This window comes from Chitinophaga agri (assembly GCF_010093065.1).
Taxonomy (GTDB): domain Bacteria; phylum Bacteroidota; class Bacteroidia; order Chitinophagales; family Chitinophagaceae; genus Chitinophaga; species Chitinophaga agri.
The window spans coordinates 795,267-819,766 of sequence record NZ_CP048113.1; the positions used below are offsets into that span (position 1 = coordinate 795,267).

9 protein-coding genes are annotated in these 24,500 nt (G+C 43.9%); 6 read left to right on the forward strand and 3 right to left on the reverse strand.

Translation table 11 applies throughout. The features are described from left to right. The first annotated feature begins 26 nt into the window (after positions 1-26). From GWR21_RS03025 to GWR21_RS03045, 5 genes are all read left to right on the forward strand, one after another. On the forward strand, positions 27-8,492 hold the full coding sequence (locus tag GWR21_RS03025) for an RHS repeat domain-containing protein (protein ID WP_162330306.1): 8,466 nt from the start codon (positions 27-29) through the stop codon (positions 8,490-8,492). A gap of 982 nt (positions 8,493-9,474) precedes the next feature. Beyond that, positions 9,475-9,933, forward strand: a complete 459-nt coding sequence (locus tag GWR21_RS03030; protein ID WP_162330307.1) for a tetratricopeptide repeat protein — start codon at positions 9,475-9,477, stop codon at positions 9,931-9,933. A 499-nt stretch (positions 9,934-10,432) separates the two neighbouring features. Next, entirely contained in the window at positions 10,433-13,762 is a 3,330-nt protein-coding gene (locus GWR21_RS03035) for a hypothetical protein (protein ID WP_162330308.1), read from the forward strand. A gap of 38 nt (positions 13,763-13,800) precedes the next feature. Continuing rightward, a complete protein-coding gene (locus tag GWR21_RS03040; RefSeq protein ID WP_162330309.1) occupies positions 13,801-18,747 on the forward strand; it encodes an RHS repeat domain-containing protein in 4,947 nt (1,648 codons plus the stop codon). Between the two features lies 1 nt (position 18,748). Further along, positions 18,749-19,258 carry a hypothetical protein gene (locus GWR21_RS03045; protein WP_162330310.1) on the forward strand — a complete coding sequence of 170 codons (510 nt, stop codon included), beginning with the start codon at positions 18,749-18,751 and terminating at the stop codon, positions 19,256-19,258. A gap of 535 nt (positions 19,259-19,793) precedes the next feature. On the opposite strand, the gene GWR21_RS03050 is transcribed toward GWR21_RS03045, so the two are convergent. From GWR21_RS03050 to cysC, 3 genes are all read right to left on the reverse strand, one after another. Continuing rightward, positions 19,794-19,940, reverse strand: a complete 147-nt coding sequence (locus tag GWR21_RS03050) for a hypothetical protein (RefSeq protein ID WP_162330311.1) — start codon at positions 19,938-19,940, stop codon at positions 19,794-19,796. Between the two features lie 116 nt (positions 19,941-20,056). Next, positions 20,057-20,881 (reverse strand): sulfotransferase, encoded by an 825-nt coding sequence (locus tag GWR21_RS03055; protein ID WP_162330312.1) that lies wholly within the window; start codon positions 20,879-20,881, stop codon positions 20,057-20,059. A 9-nt stretch (positions 20,882-20,890) separates the two neighbouring features. Continuing rightward, the gene (gene cysC / locus GWR21_RS03060) at positions 20,891-21,451 is read right to left on the reverse strand and encodes an adenylyl-sulfate kinase (protein ID WP_162330313.1); all 561 of its coding nucleotides are present in this window, start codon (positions 21,449-21,451) and stop codon (positions 20,891-20,893) included. 321 nt (positions 21,452-21,772) lie between these two features. On the opposite strand from cysC, the gene GWR21_RS03065 reads away from it, so the two are divergent. Further along, entirely contained in the window at positions 21,773-24,499 is a 2,727-nt protein-coding gene (locus GWR21_RS03065) for an exo-rhamnogalacturonan lyase family protein (RefSeq protein WP_162330314.1), read from the forward strand. The last annotated feature ends 1 nt before the right edge of the window (position 24,500 follow it).

The following is a 24,500-nucleotide window of genomic DNA, read 5'->3' on the forward strand; positions in this document are numbered from 1 at the left end:
TAAGTAGATAGATTATCCCAGACCTTATGAACATAGAGAGGCGAATTAAACAGTTCCTCAGAGGAGCATTGTTCCTATTGTTGGCATACCTGCCACAGTTAACCCATGCGCAGACAGGAGGACAAATTATATTAAAGCGAATCCTGGATGGTGCCAAAGGCCAGTTAGTTGCAGATTCGGCTATTGCAGTATCAGATACGGCTTATTTTGGTAGTGGATTAGCGGGTAAGCTTGATACCCCATATCAGGTTAAAAATATCATTACGTTCAGTATAAATGAGTATGCAAAGGTGGTGCTGCCGGATTCATTTCGTGCGACCGCCAATTTGCGTATTTATTATACCCTACCTGATCTCTCAGTGGATTCTGTTGATCAAAGCCTCTCTATAAATTACGATACAGCGGGAACCTATACTATGCGGAGTAGCTTTGTATTTAATGGAGCTCACCGTGTAAACGTGAAGATATTAGGTGTTACAATTATAGGAGGTGATACAAATAAGGCATCAAGCAGGACTACAAATACTGTATCTACCGATATTTTATCGGCACTTATGGTAACTAATGAGATAGAGGTTCATCCGGTTTATAAATTATCCTGTACGGCGGATGCGGTTAAAAGTGTCAGTCATGATATAGCGAGTGTAGCTAAAACAGGAGAACTGGTGGTTAGCTGGCCTTTAATGACAGGTGCGGATGTGTATGATCTGGAATGGGCATATGTTGATCAGACTGCATTGTCTGACGGCCGTTATGGGAGTCCTTCAAATCCATCTGCGGAGTTACTTTTTGAGGATAATACCACCCGCGTTACTATTGCGACTAATAGTTATAGTATCCCGTTATTGTACGATGCCATAGGAACTTTATATTATAGAGTTAGAGGTGTTCAGGAGAAAGCAGGTTATCAGCGTATAGAAACGGGGTGGAGTTCCAATGCGACAGGTGGGCTGGGCGCATTTTCGTTTGGGGGCCATGAGCCAGGGCTTAACTGGCAATCCAATATTGATTTTGCAGAGGATGGTAAGCGTAAGGTTACTATTAAATATTATGATGGTAGTCTAAGGAATCATCAGACAATGACCAAAGACAATTCCACTAATACGGTTATTGCTACGGAGGTGTTTTATGATTACCAGGGGCGTCCTGCCTTGCAGGTCATGCCGGCTCCAACGTTAAGTAAGATATTAAACTATGCGCATAATCTGAACGCAGCCTTAAACGGTGCAGAGTATGACAAAGATCAGTATGATGCACTCGCCATTCCGGAGAGTTATCTGACTGCTTCTGCTGCGCAAATGAGTAGTACATCAGGTTCCAATCAGTATTATTCTAATAACAACCCGGAAAAGTTAATTGGTAATAGTCAGTATCTCCCTAATGCAGACGGCTATGCGTTTTCGGAGACGGAGTATACGGCTGATAATACGGGACGCATTCAGCGTCAGAGTTCTGTAGGTAAGACGTTCAAACTGGGTAGCGGTCATGAGACAAAGTATAGCTATAATACTCCTACCAAGAATGAGCTATATGCGCTGTTTGGTACAGAGGTAGGTGATGTGACACACTATTTTAAAAATACAGTAACTGATGGTAATGGTCAGACGACTGTTACCTATTTGGATATGCATAACCGGACTATTGCTACCGCATTAGCTGGTGTGCCGGAGAATGGTGATTTAGAGAATTTATCTTCTTTAAATAGCATTGTAGTAACAGATACAGTATCGGGTGCAGAGAACGCCATCATAGAAGGTAACCGGATAACCAGTCGTAAGGAACATTTCGCTACGCAGGGAGATAGTGTCAGATTTGTTTATGAGCTGACTCCCCCTGTCTTACAAAAACAGAACTGTAAGGATACAGTTATCTGCTACACTGGTATGTATGATCTGGAAATCCGTATCACCGATGATGTATTTAGCCAGCACCTGCCAGGTGGCAAACCAGTGGATACTGTGTTACGGGCTAAGCTTGACACGATCAGTGTAGACTGTGATCAGCCTGTTAAACCGATCCGTCTGGCATTCAGTCTCTGGCTGGATAAGGGTAGCTATACTTTTACGAAGACATTAACGATCAGTCAGGCTGCGATGGATTACTACCGTGATAGTGTGTTCCTGAAAAGTAATGTATGTAAGAGCTATGAGCAGATCCTGGAAGAACAAAAGGCGATACAACGTACAATACCGTGTGAGCCTGACTGTGCGAGCTGTCTGGCGGGTATCGGCCTCTGGGAAGAGTACCGTATCCGTTATATGAATGATAATGGTTACGTAGGTGATAGTGTCAACTACCGCGCAGAAGCATGGGCATCGTATAATGAAGCGTTGGCAACCTGTAACGAGCTATGTGGTAAAGGTACGGAGACAGACGCGATGCGTCAGGCGATGCTGCTGGACATGTCCGCTCCTGGCGGTCAGTATGCGCTGCCACGTGATACGGCGAACAGGTATTCTATCTTCTATCTTGACATGAAGGATACGACGTATAACTATGCAGATACATCTATCCACTATCTGAACGAGATCGGCGAGCGTGACATGGTGTATGATATAGCCGGTGGTCAGTATGTGTTACCGCAGAAATTAGGTCCTGCGGAGTTTGCGGCAGCTTTCAAGTCTTCGTGGGCAGAGGCATTACTGCCGTTGCATCCGGAGTATTGCAAGCTGTTGACTAAAAATGGCTACCGCCTTAGTGAGGAATGGGATATGGCGTTTGAAAAGGTAGAAACCTATCAGGAGGCGCGGGATGCCGGTTATCTGAACCCGCAGGGGATGAGTAATAGAAATTTCCCTATTAATAAGAAGGATCCCTTAGATAATACAACCTTAACGGGCAAGCTGATTAGTCAGTTGGAGCATTTTAACGGTGGTAGTTATGATATGTGGCGTGTGGCGGTAGCGTCAGTGAAATGTGACGAATCCGGAGCTGGTTGTATCAACAGTTATAGTTCACCAGAGGATGCGTTTAATTCGGCTAAATTATGCGAAGGCGATCTGAACATGGCATGGCGTAGTTTCCGGAGCATGTATCTTGGTGCTAAACGTACGGTAATAGATGACTACCTGAAGAGTCTGAATTGTGGCGCGAGTGCAAAAGAGCTATTGGACTCAGGTAAGGTATTACGCTTTACGTCCAGTACCGACCAGCTGGCGAATGCAGGCCTGGGTGCATCATCGGCTTATCTAAAAGATAAGAATGCCGCAGAGACGGCGTCAAGGACGCTCTCAGACAGTGCGTACACCGCCAACTGTACTGCGTACGTATCTTATTGGGTACAACAGTTATCTGGTTGTTATGATACAACGGCTATTAAAACTGATATTATCCCCAAACTGTTAGCGGTTTGTAAGGAAGGTTCAGATGTGGACCATCCCCGCGGCTCCAGTTCTGTAAGGCCTGGTAGCACTAATGCTTACCGTAGTTTCGAGGAAGTGATAGATGAGTATAATCGTCTGCGAGGTAGAAGTAAAGACCTGGTGTGTAATGCGGATGTGATCACGATGCCGAAACCCTATGACCGTCAGGTAAGTTATGGAGATCAGCCGACGTATGCGCCACCAACTGATTGTCAGTGTGATAAGATATCCGAGCTGAAGCAGGAGTACGCGGCGATGAAGCATAGTGGGGAGACGTTTTCAGCTTATATCAGTCGCAAACGAGGTGTAAGTATCAGTCAGGACGACCTGGAAGCGCTGGCGACGGCGTGTAACAATCGCAACAGCAGCTGTAACTGGTTGCCGAAGCAACTGGTATTACCATCAATCTTCCAGTGTAATGTAGCGCCGGCGTGTGCGACATGTGAAGAGGTAACGCGTTTATATATCTCCTTTAAAACGAGTTATGGTATTACACCAGAGATGAAGGAAGAAGACAGTGTGCAGGATAAGAAGAATGCATTATTTGCAGCGTATATGAACAACCGCCTTGGCTTTGCGAAGCAGGCGTGGGAATACCTGTCGTTTATCAATGACAGCTGTAAACAGCCTTCAGGTAATGTTGTACAGGTATGTAAGCCCGGATCACTGAAGGGTAATCCTCAGGTAAGCACGTATTCGAATGGATCAGTAGATGAGATCAATGATATCGTTCGTAGCCGTGATGGCGGTTACTTACTGGCTGGTTGGACAAGAGGTTGCAGTAATGGTGAGGAGGATGCGTACCTGATCAAAACGGATAGTACGGGAGCATTATTGTGGTCAAAGACCTATGGCGCAGAGAATCATGAAGAGATCAAACGTATCCGTCAGACGCGTGATGGCGGCTATATCGGTATCGGTTCTACAAACTCGTATTGTTATGATAATGGTGCTATCTTATTAGTGAAGTTTGACAGTGCAGGTGTGATCCAGTGGAATAAGGCGTTGGATCTGGGTAGTAATGGTTACACCGGTAAGGGTACTGATGTGATCGAGACGCTTGATAGTAATTATGCATTTGCAGGTCAGGGCCTTCCATCGAAATGGATCATGGGAGTCGTTACAGGTGAAGGTGAACTGAAGTGGAGCAAGGTATTGTCATCCAGTGACCGTAAGGAGCAGATGAATATAGTGGAGAATGGAGACACTTTGGTAGCCGGAACGGCGATAGCTATAGGTAGTGGTAAATATGATGCCGCAATATTGAAGTTCAGCAAGGTAGATGGTAATCTGCTGGAACAGAGTGGTTACAGTGCTGATAACAGCGACCATATCCCGGGTAGTATCCTGAAGACAGCCAGTGGTTATAAGTTGGTTGGTCTGAATAGTGCGACGTTGGTTGATATTAGTAGTACAGGTTCTATTGTATCTGCGAGAAAGGCAGCGGCACCAGGTAGCATTATAGCTGGCTCAGTGACGGCGACAGGAACCAGAGATGGTAGCTTGTTGTTATCACAGTCCGTATCAGGTAGTACTGGTGGTGCATACTGGCAGAAGATAGGTATCAATAATGGTGTATTATGGAGTAGTCATGTAGGTGTAAGCGGCCAGGAGTATCTTCGCCACATTGTTTCCAATACTGACGGTACGATGGCCGGCGGTGGTGTAATGGATGGCAAAGCAATGCTGATGCTGGCGAATGTGAGTGGTAAGACAGGATGTAAGGACAGTAGTGAAATAATCACCAGTGTAGATATTCTAGCCTCTACGTTGCGCAAATCACTGCCAGCACAAACCATTACCGATCTGGCTCCGAATTTACTGAGTGCGATAGCCTTAAATGAGAAGAACTGTTCGCCAATAAGAAATATGAGCAGTTGTCCGGGCATGGATAGTTGTTATACAGTGTATGATCTGCCGTTACTGTGTGGTAACATGGGTGTATTCCCGACGGTACCGTTGGATGAGTCAACAGCCTGTTCCGACAGCACCTTCTTTGCGGAGAGTGCAGCGACGACCATCTATAAGGCTTACACAGACTCCGTGAAGAACGACTTCAATGAGAAATATCTTGCTACTGCCCTACAGGCAGCATCGTTAGAGAAATTCGCGGTGACTTACTCTACAAGTGAATATCATTATACTTTATATTACTATAATCAGGCTGGTACTCTGGTGAAGACAGTGCCACCGGCAGGCGTAGTGAAGAATATGCGTCAAAGCTGGGTGGACAGTGTGACGGTGGCGAAAGCAGCTAATCAAAAACTGGTACCTGCTCATACTATGGCTACAGAATACAGATATAACTCATTGGGTGGTGTAATCGCGCAAAAGACACCTGATGCAGGCATCAGTCAGTTCTGGTATGACAGGATGGGCCGACTGGTACTCTCACAGAATTATAAACAGAAAGGTAAATTCCTTTACGGTTATACATTGTATGACGATCTCGGAAGGGCGACAGAGCTAGGAGAGTTGTCATCAGCGGCTTCTATGACGGATATTGTGAGTAGGAGGCCTGGAAGTCTGGCTAGCTGGTTAAACAATGTAGCATCAAGCAGACATCAGATTACCCGCACCACTTATGACCTGGCTTATATGTTCTTTGATGATAACAGCTTTGTTGGCCGCAACCTTCGCAACCGGGTTTCATGGACAGCATTATATAATGGAACGGAATCATTGGCTGGGGGTAAACATACTACAGCAACATTCTACAGCTATGATATTCATGGTAACGTGGAAACGCTTTTGCAGGATTATAGAGAAGGGGCGATGGCTGCCGGAGGTCAGCGATTTAAGAAAATTGCATATAACTATGATGTAGTAAGTGGGAAAGTGAATGAGGTAGCTTATCAGGCTGGAGAATCAGATGCATTTTACCATCGTTACGATTATGATGCGGAGAACAGGTTGACAAATGTAGAAACCAGCCATGATAAGGTATACTGGGAAAATGATGCGTATTACGATTATTACAAGCATGGGCCACTGGCAAGAACGGTGATTGGTCACCAGCAAGTGCAGGGTATAGATAATGTTTATACGCTGCAGGGTAATATCAAAGGTGTAAATAGTACAACATTAGATGCCGCGAATGATCCTGGAGAGGACGGAAAACTCGGAAGTGCGGTACCTAAAGATGCATTTGGTTTCACATTGCACTACTATGGGTCTGAAGATTATAAACCTATTAATGCTGCAAAAAAGCCATTTGCAGTTGCAGCAGGTGATTTTAAGCCGCTATATAACAGTAACGTTGCCGCTAGTAGTCAGCATATTGCGACAATAGGTGATCCGCTTTTATATAATTATCAATATGACGTACTGAATCGTCTGAAAGGTATGCAGGCTTATAAGGGATTGAATCAGTCAACCAATACATGGGAAGTGGTGCCGTTAGAAGATTTCAAAGAATCAATGAGTTATGATGGGAATGGTAATATCCTGACGTACAATCGTAACGGCAATAACACCTTTGCAAATAATTCTCTTGAAATGGACAAGTTATCATACAACTACCGTCCAGGCACGCATAAGCTCGATTGGATTGACGATGCAGTGGCGACAGAAAATTACAATAATGATATTGATAGGCAGCAATCTGGTAACTACGTATATGACAGCATAGGTAATTTAATAGGTGATGTTGCAGCGGGTATTGTAACTGTAGAGTGGAATATTTACGGCAAAATAGCATATATTGTGAAGGCCAATAATGACACGATACATTATACCTATGACATAGCTGGTAACAGGATTAGCAAAAGATATCAAAACATAACAACATGGTATGTGCGGGACGCATCTGGTAACGTGTTGTCTACCTATACCCGAGACGCAGATGGCCCGGTTTTGCTTTCGGAGATGGCGCTCTACGGTGCAAACAGACTCGGAATGGTTGATGTTGAATCTGGTACTCTAAGCAATAATGAGACTAGCGTAGTGTTGGCTAAACTTGGATCAGGTGAAGTTATTGACTTTGTCAGAGGCAACAAGCGTTTTGAGTTAAGTAATCATCTTGGTAACGTGCTGGCGACGGTGACTGATAAGAAGTTTGCCCGCGCATCCGGAGATAATATCTTATATGACTTTAATCTGTTATCGGCTAATGAATATTATCCATTTGGAATGCAGATGCCAGGCAGAAACTACAATACCACTGCCTATAGGTATGGATTCAATGGGAAGGAGAATGATAATGAAGTGAAAGGAGATGACAACTCGATTGACTTCGGCGCTAGGATATATGATCCCCGTGTAGGAAGGATGCTTTCGGTGGATCCTGCTGCTGATGAGTATCCAGCACTTTCGCCATATTCCGGTTTAGGAAATAATCCAACGATATTTATCGATCCAGATGGCAAGAGAATCTATTTTGTCCCTGGATTAGGGTACGACGCTACAAAAGGAGACAAGAATAGTCCATACGCGCGGCAAGGCCAGAATTCAGGTGGGGTTGCAGATGTCCTTAGGCAATATCTGCAGGATAATAATACTTATTCTAAGACGATTCAGGGTTCAAAAGGTGGTCGTTTTGCAGATATGGGATATGTTGCCTGGCATGGTCAGCGTCCGCGCCTTGACATTGAAAACGATGATAGGGTTATGATGGTGATCAATGGAATTAAAGATGACTTGCAGCGTAATCCTTTGAAAAGGTCAGAGGGAGAACAGATGAATCTGTTAGGAACTAGTCAGGGATCTGTTACCGTTGCACAAGCCGCCGTTGCCATGTTGGAGAATCCCGAGAAATTTGGACTAGAAAAAGGATTTAAAATAGATAACCTGGTACTTGCCGGTTCTCCCGTTTCACCTAAATCAGCACTTTATAAAAGATTACAGGAGTTAGAAACACAAGGTAAAATCGGTAAGCTGGAATATGAGGACTTTCAGGCTGACGGCGATGTTGTATCTGGCCTTGCAAGTACTACAAGGGTGGGTGCGATGGTTAAAGGATCAAAGTTCTTGGGGAAAATTGCTCAGGCAATATCTCTGGCTTTAAGAAAACAAGAGCAGAAAGACGTTCACATTAGAGCTGCTGAAAATCTGCCTATAGAAATTAACGGAGAAAAAAATACTTTCGGTGGACACATTAAAAAGTTGTTTGAAAGGAAGCACATTCATTAGTTTGATCTGTGCATTCTCATTTTTGAGTTGTCAAACTATTAGTCCTACACGTCTTATAGATGGGGGATTTAAAGATTTGGGAGACTATAAAAAGATGACGAAACATATAGTTGAGAATGACTTCCAGAATGGATATAAAGGAGATTCGATCATTGAACGATCTAATGCGGATAGTATTTTAGCCGACTTTATGAAAAAAAGAGGAATCATGGTTATACAAATTATCCGCGGAACGGAAAATCCAAAGGATACATGTCATGATTGTCTAGTACAATATCGTTTTTTCCATGTACCAATATTTGGTAAAGGAAAGGAATTGACGTTCGATTTTACTTCCGATCCGCCCATGAAAAGTGAAAGGAGCGATGGAACGATATTGAAGGTATTGGAAAAAGGAGTTTATTATTTAAAATATTAGAATCCACTAGGTATTTCATTTAAATGATCTTTGAATGGCGTCTTCTGACTAGAGGACGCCATTCAATTTTTTAATTGGTATATGGATGGTGGAAGAAATGAGCAGGCAGGTCAAAATACACATCTCAACAGGGCGGCAATAGTATTTTTAAAAGCTTTTTTATTGTGTCTCTCTCTGTGCTAGCGGCGAATGAGACTAATATCATGAGGCTTTATGCCAGAAATAAGAAGTATACTAAAGATCTCGCCAGTAAATAGATCAGGAGGGTACGATATAAGAAGATTGCGGACTCTTTGTAAATGAGTTTAATGGATACCTGGTCAGACCGCGAGACCGGATGGTACAGATAATCCGTGGAAGAAATGGAAATATAACCCTAAAACGGATCAAACTACCAGGAAGGATGCAAATGGCAAGACATCATCGTAAAAGAAACACCTGAATTTATTGAATTTTGGAAAAAAAAACATCCAGATAAGAAAATACCAGACCGAGGGAAGCCTAAGCAACCACAGCCTGAGCAATCAAACAAACCTAAGAAAACTTAATAGTAATATCAGTCATATGAAAAATATTCGAATGAAGAGATTTATTAAGATTTCTGATAAGAGTGGATTTTCCGAATATCAGATAGCATGTCGATTTGATAACAGAATACTATTTCATACTAAAAGTCGGAATAGACGTCGTGTCTTATATAGAAAATATCTGTTTTTTTTGAAAATATCTGCAAATTTAGGATATCCTTTAGCACAAGAGTCTATGGCATTGGCATATGGTGATAGTAATACTTTAGGGTTTAATAATCCTGACGAGAATGAAGAAATGCAAATGTATTGGTTTAAAAAAGCCTGTGACAACGATATCGCTAGTTCATGTAATGCACTGGCAGTCATTTATGAGCGGAGAGGTTTAATAGATGAAGCGATCAAAACATATAATAAAGCGATAGCGTTAGGAGATGGTCTGGCAGTTGGGAATCTGGCGACATTAAAATTTCCGAATGGGGCTTCTGAAGAGTAAGTTGGATAAGCTTAGATGGAATTAGTGTGACAATGAATTTGATTTTAACAGCGTGGATAGTCATGACGCATTTCGTGATATGAGTAAACGTTTGTTGTCGATATTAAACGCGCAATATTAAATATCTAATACGGGGTATTGGGTAAATGCTGATGAGTACTTTGGGCATACTTCTTAAGTACGCAAAATGATAGCACAGAGCATTCAGATAAATATACGGTCGTCTTCTGATGAAAGACGACAGTATGTCGTTATATTGCTTGTCCTTAATTAATCTATTGGTATAATCGCATTTATTTGCCCCGCTTTCTATACCTTCGCTGCCGATTGAGAAAATGCAACTAGTATTGAATGTTCGTATCATTGTTCCCTATACGTTAGGCGAGTATTGACGTAAACAGATGGTTTACTTACAGTAGAAGCTATTGCGATAAGAAGAATAGAATATCCCGGACCTATGAATTTAGAGAGGCAAATTAGGCAGTTCTTAAAAGGAGCATTGTTTTTTTTATTGGCATACCTGCCACAGTTAACCCATGCACAGACAGGAGGACAGATTACATTAAAGCGAATACTGGATGGTGCTAAAGGACAATTAGCTCCCGACTCCGCTACTACGGTGTCAGATACCGCTTATTTTAACAGTGGTCCTGCTGGCCGGCTGGATACTCCCTATCAGGTAAAGAATATTATCACCTTCAGTATCAATGAATATGCAAAGGTGGTGTTGCCGGACTCATTCCGTGTGACCGCCAATCTGCGTATTTATTATACGCTGCCCGATCTCTCCGTGGATTCTGCTGATCAAAGCTTCTTGATCAATTATGGTACTGCAGGTACCTATACGATGCGTAGTAGTTTTGTGTTTAAAGGCGCTCACCGTGTAAACGTGAAGGTATTAGGTGTTACTATTATAGAAGGTAATACAAATACAGCAGCAAGCAGGACTACAAATACTGTATCTACCGATATTTTATCTGCACTGTTGGTAACGAATGAGATGGAGGTACATCCGGTCTATAAATTATCCTGTATGGCAGATGCGGTTAAGAGTGTTAGCCAGAATATCGACAGCGTGATTAAGACAGGTGAGTTGGAAGTTAACTGGCCTGTAATGACAGGTGCAGATGTGTATGATCTGGAGTGGGCATATATTGATCAAAGCGCCTTATCTGATGGTCGTTATGGAGATCCTTCTAATCCATCTGCTACATTGATATTTGAGAACAATACTACCCGTGTTACGATATCTGCTAATAGCTACAGCATACCATTATTGTACGATGCTCCTGGTACACTTTATTATCGTGTCAGAGGAGTGCAGGAGAAGGCAGGTTATCGGCGTATAGAGACGGACTGGAGTTCCAATACTTCCAATGGCCTCGGAGTTTATCAATATGGTGGACATGAACCCAATCTTAACTGGCAGTCCTCTATATCCTTTTCCGAAGATGGAAAGCGTAAGGTGACAGTTAGCTATTATGATGGTAGTTTAAAGAACCGCCAGATAGTGACTAAAGATAACACAACGAATACGATAATTGCTGCAGAGACTTTATATGATTATCAGGGACGGCCTACCATACAGGTAATGCCCGCACCAACATTAAATAAAATACTGAGTTACGCCCATAATCTGAACGCAGCCTTAAACGGTGCAGAGTATGACAAAGACCAGTATGATGTACTCGCCAGTCCGGAGAGTTATCTGAATGCCTCTGCAGCACAGATGAGCAGTCAGTCAGGCGCTAATCAATATTACTCGCCGAATAATCCTGAGAAAAGTATTGGGTATAACCAATACATTCCTGATGCGGACGGTTATGCGTTTTCAGAAATTGAGTATACCGCTGATAATACAGGACGTATTTCGCGTCAGGGAGAGATAGGTAGGACCTTTAAGCTAGGTAGTGGTCATGAGACAAAGTACAGCTATAATACTCCTACTAAGAATGAACTATATGCGCTGTTTGGTACAGAGGTGGGTGATGTGACACACTATTTTAAAAATACAGTAACTGATGGTAATGGTCAGACGACTGTTACCTATTTGGATATGCATAACCGGACTATTGCTACCGCATTAGCTGGTGTGCCGGAGAATGGTGGTTTAGAGAATTTATCTTCTTTAAATAGCATTGTAGTAACAGATACAGTATCGGGTGCAGAGAACGCCATCATAGAAGGTAACCGGATAACCAGTCGTAAGGAACATTTCGCTACGCAGGGAGATAGTGTCAGATTTGTTTATGAGCTGACTCCACCGGTCTTACAAAAACAGAACTGCAAGGATACAGCTATCTGCTACACTGGTATGTATGATCTGGAGATCCGTATCACAGATGATGTATTTAGCCAGCACCTGCCAGGTGGCAAACCAGTGGATACTGTGTTACGGGCTAAGCTGGACACAATCAGTGTAGACTGTGATCAGCCTGTTAAACCGATCCGTTTAGCATTCAGTCTCTGGCTGGATAAGGGTAGCTATACTTTTACGAAGACATTAACGATCAGTCAGGCTGCGATGGATTACTATCGTGATAGCGTGTTCCTGAAAAGTAATGTATGTAAGAGCTATGAGCAGATCCTGGAAGAACAAAAGGCGATACAACGTACGATCCCATGTGAGCCTGACTGTGCGAGCTGTCTGGCGGGTATCGGCCTCTGGGAAGAGTACCGTATCCGTTATATGACTGATAATGGTTACGTAGGTGATAGTGTCAACTACCGCGCAGAAGCATGGGCATCGTATAATGAAGCGTTGGCAACCTGTAACGAGTTATGTGGTAAAGGTACGGAGACAGACGCGATGCGTCAGGCGATGCTGCTGGACATGTCCGCTCCTGGCGGTCAGTATGCGCTGCCACGTGATACGGCGAACAGGTATTCTATCTTCTATCTTGACATGAAGGATACGACGTATAACTATGCAGATACATCTATCCACTATCTGAACGAGATCGGCGAGCGTGACATGGTGTATGATATAGCCGGTGGTCAGTATGTGTTACCGCAGAAATTAGGTCCTGCGGAGTTTGCGGCAGCTTTCAAGTCTTCGTGGGCGGAGGCATTACTGCCGTTGCATCCGGAGTATTGCAAGCTGTTGACTAAAAATGGCTACCGCCTTAGTGAGGAATGGGATATGGCGTTTGAAAAGGTAGAAACCTATCAGGAGGCGCGGGATGCCGGTTATCTGAACCCGCAGGGGATGAGTAATAGAAATTTCCCTATTAATAAGAAGGATCCCTTAGATAATACAACCTTAACGGGCAAGCTGATTAGTCAGTTGGAGCATTTTAACGGTGGTAGTTATGATATGTGGCGTGTGGCGGTAGCGTCAGTGAAATGTGACGAATCCGGAGCTGGTTGTATCAACAGTTATAGTTCACCAGAGGATGCGTTTAATTCGGCTAAATTATGCGAAGGCGATCTGAACATGGCATGGCGTAGTTTCCGGAGCATGTACCTTGGTGCTAAACGTACGGTAATAGATGACTACCTGAAGAGTCTGAATTGTGGCGCGAGTGCAAAAGAGCTATTGGACTCAGGTAAGGTATTACGCTTTACGTCCAGTACCGACCAGCTGGCGAATGCAGGCCTGGGTGCATCATCGGCTTATCTGAAAGATAAGAATGCCGCAGAGACGGCGTCAAGGACGCTCTCAGACAGTGCGTACACCGCCAACTGTACTGCGTACGTATCTTATTGGGTACAACAGTTATCTGGTTGTTATGATACAACGGCTATTAAAACTGATATTATCCCCAAACTGTTAGCGGTTTGTAAGGAAGGTTCAGATGTGGACCATCCCGCGGCTCCAGTTCTGTAAGGCCTGGTAGCACTAATGCTTACCGTAGTTTCGAGGAAGTGATAGATGAGTATAATCGTCTGCGAGGTAGAAGTAAAGACCTGGTGTGTAATGCGGATGTGATCACGATGCCGAAACCCTATGACCGTCAGGTAAGTTATGGAGATCAGCCGACGTATGCGCCACCAACTGATTGTCAGTGTGATAAGATATCCGAGCTGAAGCAGGAGTACGCGGCGATGAAGCATAGTGGGGAGACGTTTTCAGCTTATATCAGTCGCAAACGAGGTGTAAGTATCAGTCAGGACGACCTGGAAGCGCTGGCGACGGCGTGTAACAATCGCAACAGCAGCTGTAACTGGTTGCCGAAGCAACTGGTATTACCATCAATCTTCCAGTGTAATGTAGCGCCGGCGTGTGCGACATGTGAAGAGGTAACGCGTTTATATATCTCCTTTAAAACGAGTTATGGTATTACGCCAGAGATGAAGGAAGAAGACAGTGTGCAGGATAAGAAGAATGCATTATTTGCAGCGTATATGAACAACCGCCTTGGCTTTGCGAAGCAGGCGTGGGAATACCTGTCGTTTATCAATGACAGCTGTAAACAGCCTTCAGGTAATGTTGTACAGGTATGTAAGCCCGGATCACTGAAGGGTAATCCTCAGGTAAGCACGTATTCGAATGGATCAGTAGATGAGATCAATGATATCGTTCGTAGCCGTGATGGCGGTTACTTACTGGCTGGTTGGACAAGAGGTTGCAGTAATGGTGAGGAGGATGCGTACCTGATCAAAACGGATAGTACGGGAGCATTATTGTGGTCAAAGACCTATGGCGCAGAGAATCATGAAGAGATCAAACGTATCCGTCAGACGCGTGATGGCGGCTATATCGGTATCGGCTCTACAAACTCGTATTGTTATGATAATGGTGCTATCTTATTAGTGAAGTTTGACAGTGCAGGTGTGATCCAGTGGAATAAGGCGTTGGATCTGGGTAGTAATGGTTACACCGGTAAGGGTACTGATGTGATCGAGACGCTTGATAGTAATTATGCATTTGCAGGTCAGGGCCTTCCATCGAAATGGATCATGGGAGTCGTTACAGGTGAAGGTGAACTGAAGTGGAGCAAGGTATTGTCATCCAGTGACCGTAAGGAGCAGATGAATATAGTGGAGAATGGAGACACTTTGGTAGCCGGAACGGCGATAGCTATAGGTAGTGGTAAATATGATGCCGCAATATTGAAGTTCAGCAAGGTAGATGGTAATCTGCTGGAACAGAGTGGTTACAGTGCTGATAACAGCGATCATATCCCGGGTAGTATCCTGAAGACAGCCATGGGTTATAAGTTGGTTGGTCTGAATAGTGCGACGTTGGTTGATATTAGTAGTACAGGTTCTATTGTATCTGCGAGAAAGGCAGCGGCACCAGGTAGCATTATAGCTGGCTCAGTGACGGCGACAGGAACCAGGGATGGTAGCTTGTTGTTATCACAGTCCGTATCAGGTAGTACTGGTGGTGCATACTGGCAGAAGATAGGTATCAATAATGGTGTATTATGGAGTAGTCATGTAGGTGTAAGTGGCCAGGAGTATCTTCGCCACATTGTTTCCAATACTGACGGTACGATGGCCGGCGGTGGTGTAATGGATGGCAAAGCAATGCTGATGCTGGCGAATGCGAGTGGTAAGACAGGATGTAAGGACAGTAGTGAAATAATTAATAGTGTAGATATTCTAACCTCTACGTTGCGCAAATCACTGCCAGCACAAACCATTACCGATCTGAATCCGAACTTACTGAGTGCGGTAGCATTAAATGAGAAGAACTGTTCGCCAATAAGAAATATGAGCAGTTGTCCGGGCATGGATAGTTGTTATACAGTGTATGATCTGCCGTTACTGTGTGGTAACATGGGCGTATTCCCGACGGTACCGTTGGATGAGTCAACAGCCTGTTCCGATAGTACTTTCTTTGCGGAGAGTGCAGCGATGACCATTTATAAGGCTTACACAGACTCCGTGAAGAACGACTTTAATGAGAAATATCTTGCTACTGCCCTACAGGCAGCATCGTTAGAGAAATTCGCAGTGACGTATGCAACAAGTGAGTATCATTATACATTGTTTTATTACGATCAGGCCGGCAATCTGGTGAAGACGGTGCCGCCAGCGGGTGTAGTCAGAAATCTGCGTCAAAGCTGGGCGGATAGTGTGACGGTGGCAAAGGCAACAAATCAGCAATTAGTTCCGCCACACACACTGGCAACAGAATACAGATATAATTCACTCGATAAAGTGGTAGTCCAGAGAACACCGGATGCTGGCAGTAGTAAGTTTTGGTATGATAGATTGGGTCGTCTCGTAACTGCTCAGAATTCGAAGCAGCAGCCTATGCAACATTATGGCTACACGACCTATGATCCTTTAGGTCGGATAACAGAAGTGGGTGAGATCAGCAGTAGTACGTTCATGAGAAATACACTTAGCCGTAGTGTAGATAGCTTACAGTCCTGGTTTACTGAAGGCAGTAATAGTCGTACACAGATTATACATACATTCTATGACAAACCTAATGACTTCCTGGCATCAGGCATGATTTCTCAACAGAATTTGAGGAACCGTATTTCCTGGACAGCATTGTATAATGCTGCTGCAGAACAACTGTCGGGGAATTATGTTACCGGAACCCTTTATAGTTATGATATCGCTGGAAATGTGGATACTCTGGTGCAGGATTATAAGAGCAGTATTCTGAGAGATCTTGGAAACCGCTGGAAAAAAGTGGTATATAGATATGATCTCATCAGTGGTAAGGTAAATCATGTAGCTTATCAGCCAGGCTTTTCAGATGCGATCTATCATCGTTACAGTTACGATGCTGAGAATAGAATGACCAATGTGGAGACAAGTACAGATAGTATCTATTGGGAGAATGATGCTTTTTACCAGTATTATAAGCATGGTTTGCTGGCACGTACCGTATTAGGGCAGCAATCAGTACAGGGAATAGACTATGCTTATACATTACAGGGTTGGTTGAAAGGAATTAACAGTACAACGGTAGACGGTGAATTTGATATGGGGCATGACGGTAGTTCAGTAGCAAAGGATGTGTATGGACTTGCTTTGCATTACTATGGAGATAAAGACTATCAGCCGGTTAGCGATAACCGCCCTTTCGCTTCTTCGACAGGAGCAGGCTTTAGTCCGTTATATAATAGCAATATTGCTGCAATCAGTCAATTTATTCCATCTTTAGGAATACCATTGCAGTATAGGTATAACTACGATGTTTTGAACAGGTTAAAAGGTATGGTCGCCTATAAGGGACTAGATGCTGTTAGCAATGTCTGGAATGCGATCGAATTGCCAGACTTCAGAGAGCATGTGACTTATGATGAGAATGGTAATATCCTGACATATGGTCGAAAAGGGAATAACACATTCGCGAATAAGCCGCTGGAGATGGATAACCTTACTTATCATTACAAAACGGGTTCAAATAAGCTGGATTTTGTCCATGATAGTGTAGATCCTGCTTATTATGATGTCGATATTGATGGCCAGAATGCCGGCAACTATAATTATGATAGTCTTGGTAACCTGGTGGGAGATGTTGAAGGGAGAATTACAGATGTACAGTGGACAATCTATGGTAAAATCGCCAGTATAACTAAAGCTGATGGCGCCGTTATCAGGTATACCTATGACGCCGGAGGAAACAGGGTAAGCAAACAGGTAGGAGACATTTATACATGGTATGTAAGAGATGCTACAGGTAATGTGATGGCAGTTTATACGCAGGGAGACAAAGGAATAAACGGCGGAAAACTAACTAGGACCGAGTCCCACCTGTATGGATCTGGTCGTTTAGGTATTAATATACTGAGAATCAATGTTGAAGATAATAGTAGTTTGAATACTGATTTAGTGAATGGATTAGGTTTGGGATTTTATACTAATTTCATAAGAGGTCAAAAAGTCTTTGAATTAACCAATCATTTGGGTAATGTACTCGTGACGATAGGAGACCGGAAATGGTTGAAGGATGGGGAATATGTGGCAAGTGTAGCATCGGCGCAGGAGTACTATCCATTTGGGATGCAGATGGTAGGAAGAGGAATAGCAAGCGCTGGTGGATACCGTTATGGTTTTAATGCGCAGGAGAAAAGTGATGAGATTATGGAACAGGGGAATAGCTATACTGCGTTACATTGGGAGTATGATCCGAGGATAGGCAGGAGATGGAATGTTGATCCGAAAACAGATGTATCGATTAGTTCTTTTGCGACTTTTGCAAACAATCCTATCTTATTAACAGATCCCTTTGGTGATGTCGTTAGATTGAAGCGAGAGGACGGGGTTACGAACAAGGAGTTTAGACAGATGAAAAAGAATATAAAGGAGTTACGTAAACATTCAGATTCATTTAGCCAAATGTATAATGATTTGGATAGCCGCAAGGAAACTTACTATTATACTGCAACGAATGCAGATGGTGGTAAAACTCCGGATGGAGGTGACGAAATAAAAATTGGCGTTCATTTTAAGTTTAATTCGCCTGCTAATGGAGAAGAGTCCCAACATTATGCACTTCTTGGAATGATAGCACATGAAACAGGGCATAAAATAAGAGAACTATATCATTTAGATCCTCCGGCGGCGACTCTTAATCCTGATGCTTATAAAGAGAAGGGCAATTCATTATATAATGCTTATAATGTGGCATATCAAAAACAACATGAGGTTTCTGAATTGGGAGCACAGTTTATTGAGAATGTTGTTCGAGGTGAGTTGAAACGAAGTAATCACAATGATATTAAGTTACATCGATACTATTCACCAGGTTTTGAATTGGACTATAAAATCGATCCTAAAAAAGGAGTGATAACATCTGTTAAAATAGGGAAGGACTATGATTTATTTAAAAAGTATCCCCCTGAATATTTTCAGAATAGAATCAAACTTTATGAAGTACTTGGCATTATTTCTCATTAGTATGATATTAAAAGTAAATGGTGCAGTTGCGCAGGATTGTACTATTTTTATTGATTCATCTGAAGTGAGATCATCCTATTTTAATACTGACTACATTGACAAACAGGATGATTTTTCCATAACGTTAGCTACTATTTCAGGTAGTCAGTATTCTTTTTTTAAATTGTTCAGAAATAAAGAGAATTATTATGTAGAATATGGGATTAAGGGGCAGCCAACATCGTTATATAAAGTTGATTCGGTGATGCCGATACTAGATACATGTCAGATAAATAACCTGGATTATTACATATTATCCCGAAAATTGGTATTTCATTATTATGACATGATGATTATTAGGCGGGGGAGTCAATATCTGCAGATAATCCCCACGGGATCAACTATATTTGATAATAGAGAGTGTATCATCGAATGTGATAAAACTATAGGCTTTTTGTTTCTTGAGTTTGAAAAGGTATATAAAGCGCATTTAGGAAGAAAAAAAAAGAAGTCGAATGAAATTGCTGATTAAATAACATTGATATCTTCGTTCCGGATTGAGAAAATGCAATTAGCACTGAATGTTCGTATCATTTCTCCCTATACGTTAGACGGCGTATTGACGTAAACAGGCGGTTTGCTTACACTTTAATACCACACAAATGCCTGTTCGGCGAGCTGTATATTGTTTGAAGTACCAGATTTTCCCGTTTTTTTATCTCCGCCCCCAAGATTCTGCAGTTCACGTACATGTTCTTGCAGTTCACGCACATTGTCTGAAGTCACCTTGATAATACTCCTAACATTGTAACAGCAATCACCACATGTAAAGCAGCAGCCGTAGATCCGCTGTTTTACCTGGTGAGCATGATTGCGTGTGCTTTTCGTCGCATCCTGCTATATGCATGATATGCAGCACTTAGTCTATATTAAGACTAAGCGCTGTGTATAAAAACACAGGTATGCACCGGGAGCATACACACAGTTCTTTGACATCTTTACCAGCCGGTAATAACCAGGTGAATGCATCTCCTGATAACCGGCTTGTAATAACGGATTATTATTAACTAACTATTCATGACGTCATCTACGTCATTGTTAGCTTCATTGGAAAATGCGCTGATATCGGGAGGGAATTGTCCAGCGGCATGCACCATCATCATACCTGCATCTGCGTGTCTGCAGACATACGGATGCAGGCTTAATGATGGCATGATAATGGCACAATAATGATGAAATTGCACCCAATCAGCTGTTTAGTATGTTCGCTTATATAAAATTATAATAATCTCATTTACAATAATTAATAAGGTATTATTTCATATGTTACTTAAATCGCTTTCGCCTGCAATCTGCAATGAATCTCCGCAGCACGCTCCAACAACTTCGGATCCTGTATATAATCAACAATATTCAGTTTATCACTGATCCTGTTCTCATTGTACAGCTGCTTAAAGTCGTAGTACTCGAGATCAAACTGCCACTCATCAGACAAGTGCTTGTATATCTCCTGACTACTATTCTTTAGCTTTGGATGATCTACAACGATGTAATTAGAATCCGGCAACTGCTCTATATGTTTTAAGATCGCTTCATTATACGTGATCCATACCGCGAGATGCTCATTGCAATATTTCCTTAGCAATTGCTCTTTGCGAAACGGCTTCCTGAAATACCGCCATATCACACGCGTGAAAATATCACACTGCTCATACTTCCAGTCGTGCAATTGAAACATTCGCTGCACCAGCGAACTGACCACCGTCTTATAATCACGTACAATCGCCAGATACCTTGCTTCCGGCAGTATCTCTCTATAGAACGGCAAGAACAGGCACGTACGCGGATCCTTCCAACCCCACTGCGACTGCGCAGAAGACTTCCTGCTCACTAATGCTTTCAATGTCGTACGTTGATGGCCTGTCAGCGGACCAGGATGTGCAGGCACCAGACCATCCGCAGAAAGCCCATGCTCCAACAACACTTTCTCGTGATACGTGTAAAAATCGAGGTCTTCATAATGACCATCCACATTCCCGATGCCAGGAGGTAGGAGTTGATCTCCTACATGCAATCCGCATTTATTCAACCAGTGTGTAAGCAATGAAGTGCCCGAACGGTGCATGCCCGTTATAACCAAAACGTTGTTATTCATAATGTCTGATTAAATGGAAGCTGCCCGACTATACTTCGCTTCCTGGTGTTTTATATTTTGCAGAATAAATTGATACAGTGTATTTGTGCAGGCGGTAATACTATGTTCGTCTGTTCTTAAATGGAGATCCGGATGTGATGGCGCTTCAAACGGATCATTTACACCGGTGAGATTGTTGAGTTTATCAGGATGGTTATCAGATAATAGTGCTCGCTTATATAAACCTTTCGTATCGCGTGTGATCAGCTCATCCAGAGAACAATCAATATGCACTGTCTTCACGTGCGCATACTTCATTTTCAGCTCTCTGCGAACAGTTTCATATGGATTGATCGCGCTGATGATACAGATCACGCCATGATCTGAGAGCCGGCTGGCCACAAATCCCAGGCGTCGAATATTCTCGCAACGGTCTTCTTTTGAGAAACCCAGATCTCTGCAAAGTGATTCCCGGTAAGCATCTCCGTCTATTATTTCAATGGGTAATCGTGAAGCTGCCGCTTTACGCTGAACACTCCTGGCAATAGTAGTTTTTCCTGCTCCCGACAGGCCACATAGTTGTATAATCATCGCATATTGATTTACAGGTTGAAAAGCTGACAGCAGGGAGATGTAGGAAAAATGGAACAGTCTTCAATAGGTCAATGGCTGGGTGTATAGCAATGCTAAAAGTGCGCAGTTACAGGTTAATGGCGATGTGATTGATTTGCTCGTCGCTAAAGTAGATAATTAATATTCAGCGTGCAACAAATAATAGATAAAATTCAGAAATCTGCCGATATACTGTAGAATTTCTCTTATATATTTGTCTGCTATCTCAATAGTGTAGTATAGAGGGCTACCGATCCCCATACTTAACCCATCGATCAATTCGCCACGTAATAACTTGATATGCAGCAGAAAAGCAATCTATCCCGACGCTCATTTGTCAGAAACGCGGGTCTGTTAACCGCCGGATGGCCCGTACTGTCTTGTTTACCAGGAACCGCCGCAAATCATGCTGGTACGGCCGCGGCATCTTCAGTGAACTTACACTGGCTGGGTGGTAGGGCCCCTTCATTATCTGCCGGTGCTACCTGGGGTGTTCCCTGGCCGAGGGGAACAGTGAAGCAGAATGCTGGCTTCCGCCTTACAGGGGCAGATGGTGACCATATTAATATACAGTCCTGGTCTCTGGCCACCTGGCCGGATGGTTCTGTTAAATGGAGCGCTCATGCGATCGGTGCAGGTAAAGGATTGCCATCAGCTGCATTCACATTATCAGTAACAAAGCGTGAGACTGCCAATGGGGAGATACAGATCACCGACAATGCTGATCATATAATAATAGATACCGGCGTGCTACAGTGCGATATCGGTAAATCCGGTGCGCAACTCATACGCACATTAAAAAGAAAAGAACAGCTCATTGCAAAAGAGGGTACATTGGTGCTGCTGACCCAGGACATCCCTGACGAAGGCAACGGCCAATCTCCTAAACATGACGCATTCCTAAGTAATATATCATCTGTTACACTGGAACAGCAAGGCCCCGTCAGAGCCGTGGTGAAGATCGAAGGAAAGCATGTGAATGCTGCAAAACGTGCCTGGCTCCCTTTTATCATACGACTGTATTTCTATGAAGGCGCTGAGTCTATTCGCATCCTTCATACCATTACTTTCGACGGCAATGAGCAACAGGACTTTATCTGCGGACTAGGGATTCGTTTTGCCGTCCCGCTTAGTGGGGAACATTACAACAGGCATGTCCGCTTCACGGGTGAAGAGCAAGGCGTGTTCGGAGAAGCAGTAAAAGGCCTCACTGGTCTGCGTCGTGATCCCGGAGCAGCCGTCAGGACCGCCCAGGTGGATGGGGACGAGATCACAGGTGCTTTGCCGGCTGTTGTCGATAAAAGATTACAATACATCCCTTCATTCGGCGACTATACATTATTCCAGCCGACCCCCGACGCATTTGAGATCCAGAAGCGGACAAAAGCTGGTCACGGCTGGATACAGTCGGCCTATGGACGCAGATCGTCTGGGACAGGCTACCTGGGTACACCTGCCGGCGGACTCGCATTCGGCATCCGCAACTTCTGGCAGAGCCATCCCGCGCAACTTGATATCAGGAATGCTCATACGGAAGAAGGTAGTATCACCATGTGGTTCTGGGCGCCAAGGGCTAGTCCCATGGACCTCCGGTTCTATCATGATGGCATGGGACAGGATACTTTCGAAAAGCAACGTGAAGGCCTGGAAATCACCTACGAGGACTATGAACCAGGCTTTGGTACGCCATTCGGTGTGGCACGTACTTCGGAAGCACAGATATGGGTGCTACCATCAACACCATCCCACGAGCGGCTCGCCAGCATCGCCACTTATATCCAGGACCCGGCCATGATCACCTTTGATGTACCTCAGTGGCAGACCGCCGGTGTATTTGGTGGCAGCTGGGTCGGTCGGCAGACGCCATCTGCGGAAAAAGAGCAACTGCACCAGCAACTTGACTTCTACTTTGACTACTACAAACGACAAGTGGACGAGCAGCATTGGTACGGTTACTGGAACTACGGAGATGTGATGCACTCATATGATACAGACCGCCATGTGTGGAGATATGATGTGGGCGGCTTCGCATGGGATAACTCTGAATTATCTACTGACCTGTGGTTATGGTACTATTATCTCCACACCGGCCGTAAAGATGCTTTCCGCATGGCAGAGGCCATGACCAGACATACCGGAGAAGTCGATGTGCACCATATTGGACCTTTTGCACCTTTAGGATCAAGACATAACGTGCAGCACTGGGGATGCAGCGCCAAACAATTGCGTATATCCACCGTTACGAACCGTAGGTTTTATTATTATCTCACGGCAGATGAAAGAGTAGGAGACCTTATGCATGCAGAGATAGATGCAGCAGATACATTACGGACAATTGTGCCCGGTCGTAAGATCGGTCAGCAGAAAGGTGATCCGGATGGAAAGTATGCAGGCGTATCATTCGGTACAGACTGGGGATCACTCGCCGGGGCGTGGTTAACAGAATGGGAGCGTACCGGTAGCAAGACAGCGAAAGACCGTCTGCTGAACAGCATGCAGACCATCGCTGCCCAACCACATGGATTCTTTACTGGGAGTGCTCAGATGGAACTGGCCACGGGTAAATTCCAACCAGCACCTGCTGAACAGTTTGGCGCATCCCACCTGAGCGCAGTATTCGGTTTACCGGAAATCTGTACAGAGCTGATCGCCCTGGTAGAGATGCCTGCTTTTGAGAAAGCCTGGCTGCAATACTGTGAGATGTACAACGCACCGGAGGAAGAGCAAAAAGCTGTCCTGGGCAAATCATTGGGTAAGCTCAACCTGAAACAGGGACATGCCCGGCTGACGGCATTCGCAGCTGTCAGAAAGCAAGATAAACGCCTGGCACAACGCGCCTGGGTAGAGTTCCTGGAAGGAGAGGCCGGCATCCGTAAATTCTCAAAAGAAATACGCACATTGAGTGGTCCACTGGTATTGAATAAGGTAGAAGAAGCGGACGGCATCTCTACAAATGCTGTCGCACAATGGGGCCTGACAGCAATGGCTTTACTCGATTATGTAAACGAAGACTATCCGGCTAAATAAT

Coding starts and splice junctions, on each gene's coding strand:
- GWR21_RS03055 (WP_162330312.1), bottom strand. CDS start 20,881: ATGAATAACAACGTTTTGGTTATAACGGGCATGCACCGTTCGGGCACT.
- GWR21_RS03030 (WP_162330307.1), top strand. CDS start 9,475: ATGAAAAATATTCGAATGAAGAGATTTATTAAGATTTCTGATAAGAGT.
- GWR21_RS03045 (WP_162330310.1), top strand. CDS start 18,749: ATGATATTAAAAGTAAATGGTGCAGTTGCGCAGGATTGTACTATTTTT.
- GWR21_RS03050 (WP_162330311.1), bottom strand. CDS start 19,940: ATGCCATCATTAAGCCTGCATCCGTATGTCTGCAGACACGCAGATGCA.
- GWR21_RS03065 (WP_162330314.1), top strand. CDS start 21,773: ATGCAGCAGAAAAGCAATCTATCCCGACGCTCATTTGTCAGAAACGCG.
- cysC (WP_162330313.1), bottom strand. CDS start 21,451: ATGATTATACAACTATGTGGCCTGTCGGGAGCAGGAAAAACTACTATT.
- GWR21_RS03025 (WP_162330306.1), top strand. CDS start 27: ATGAACATAGAGAGGCGAATTAAACAGTTCCTCAGAGGAGCATTGTTC.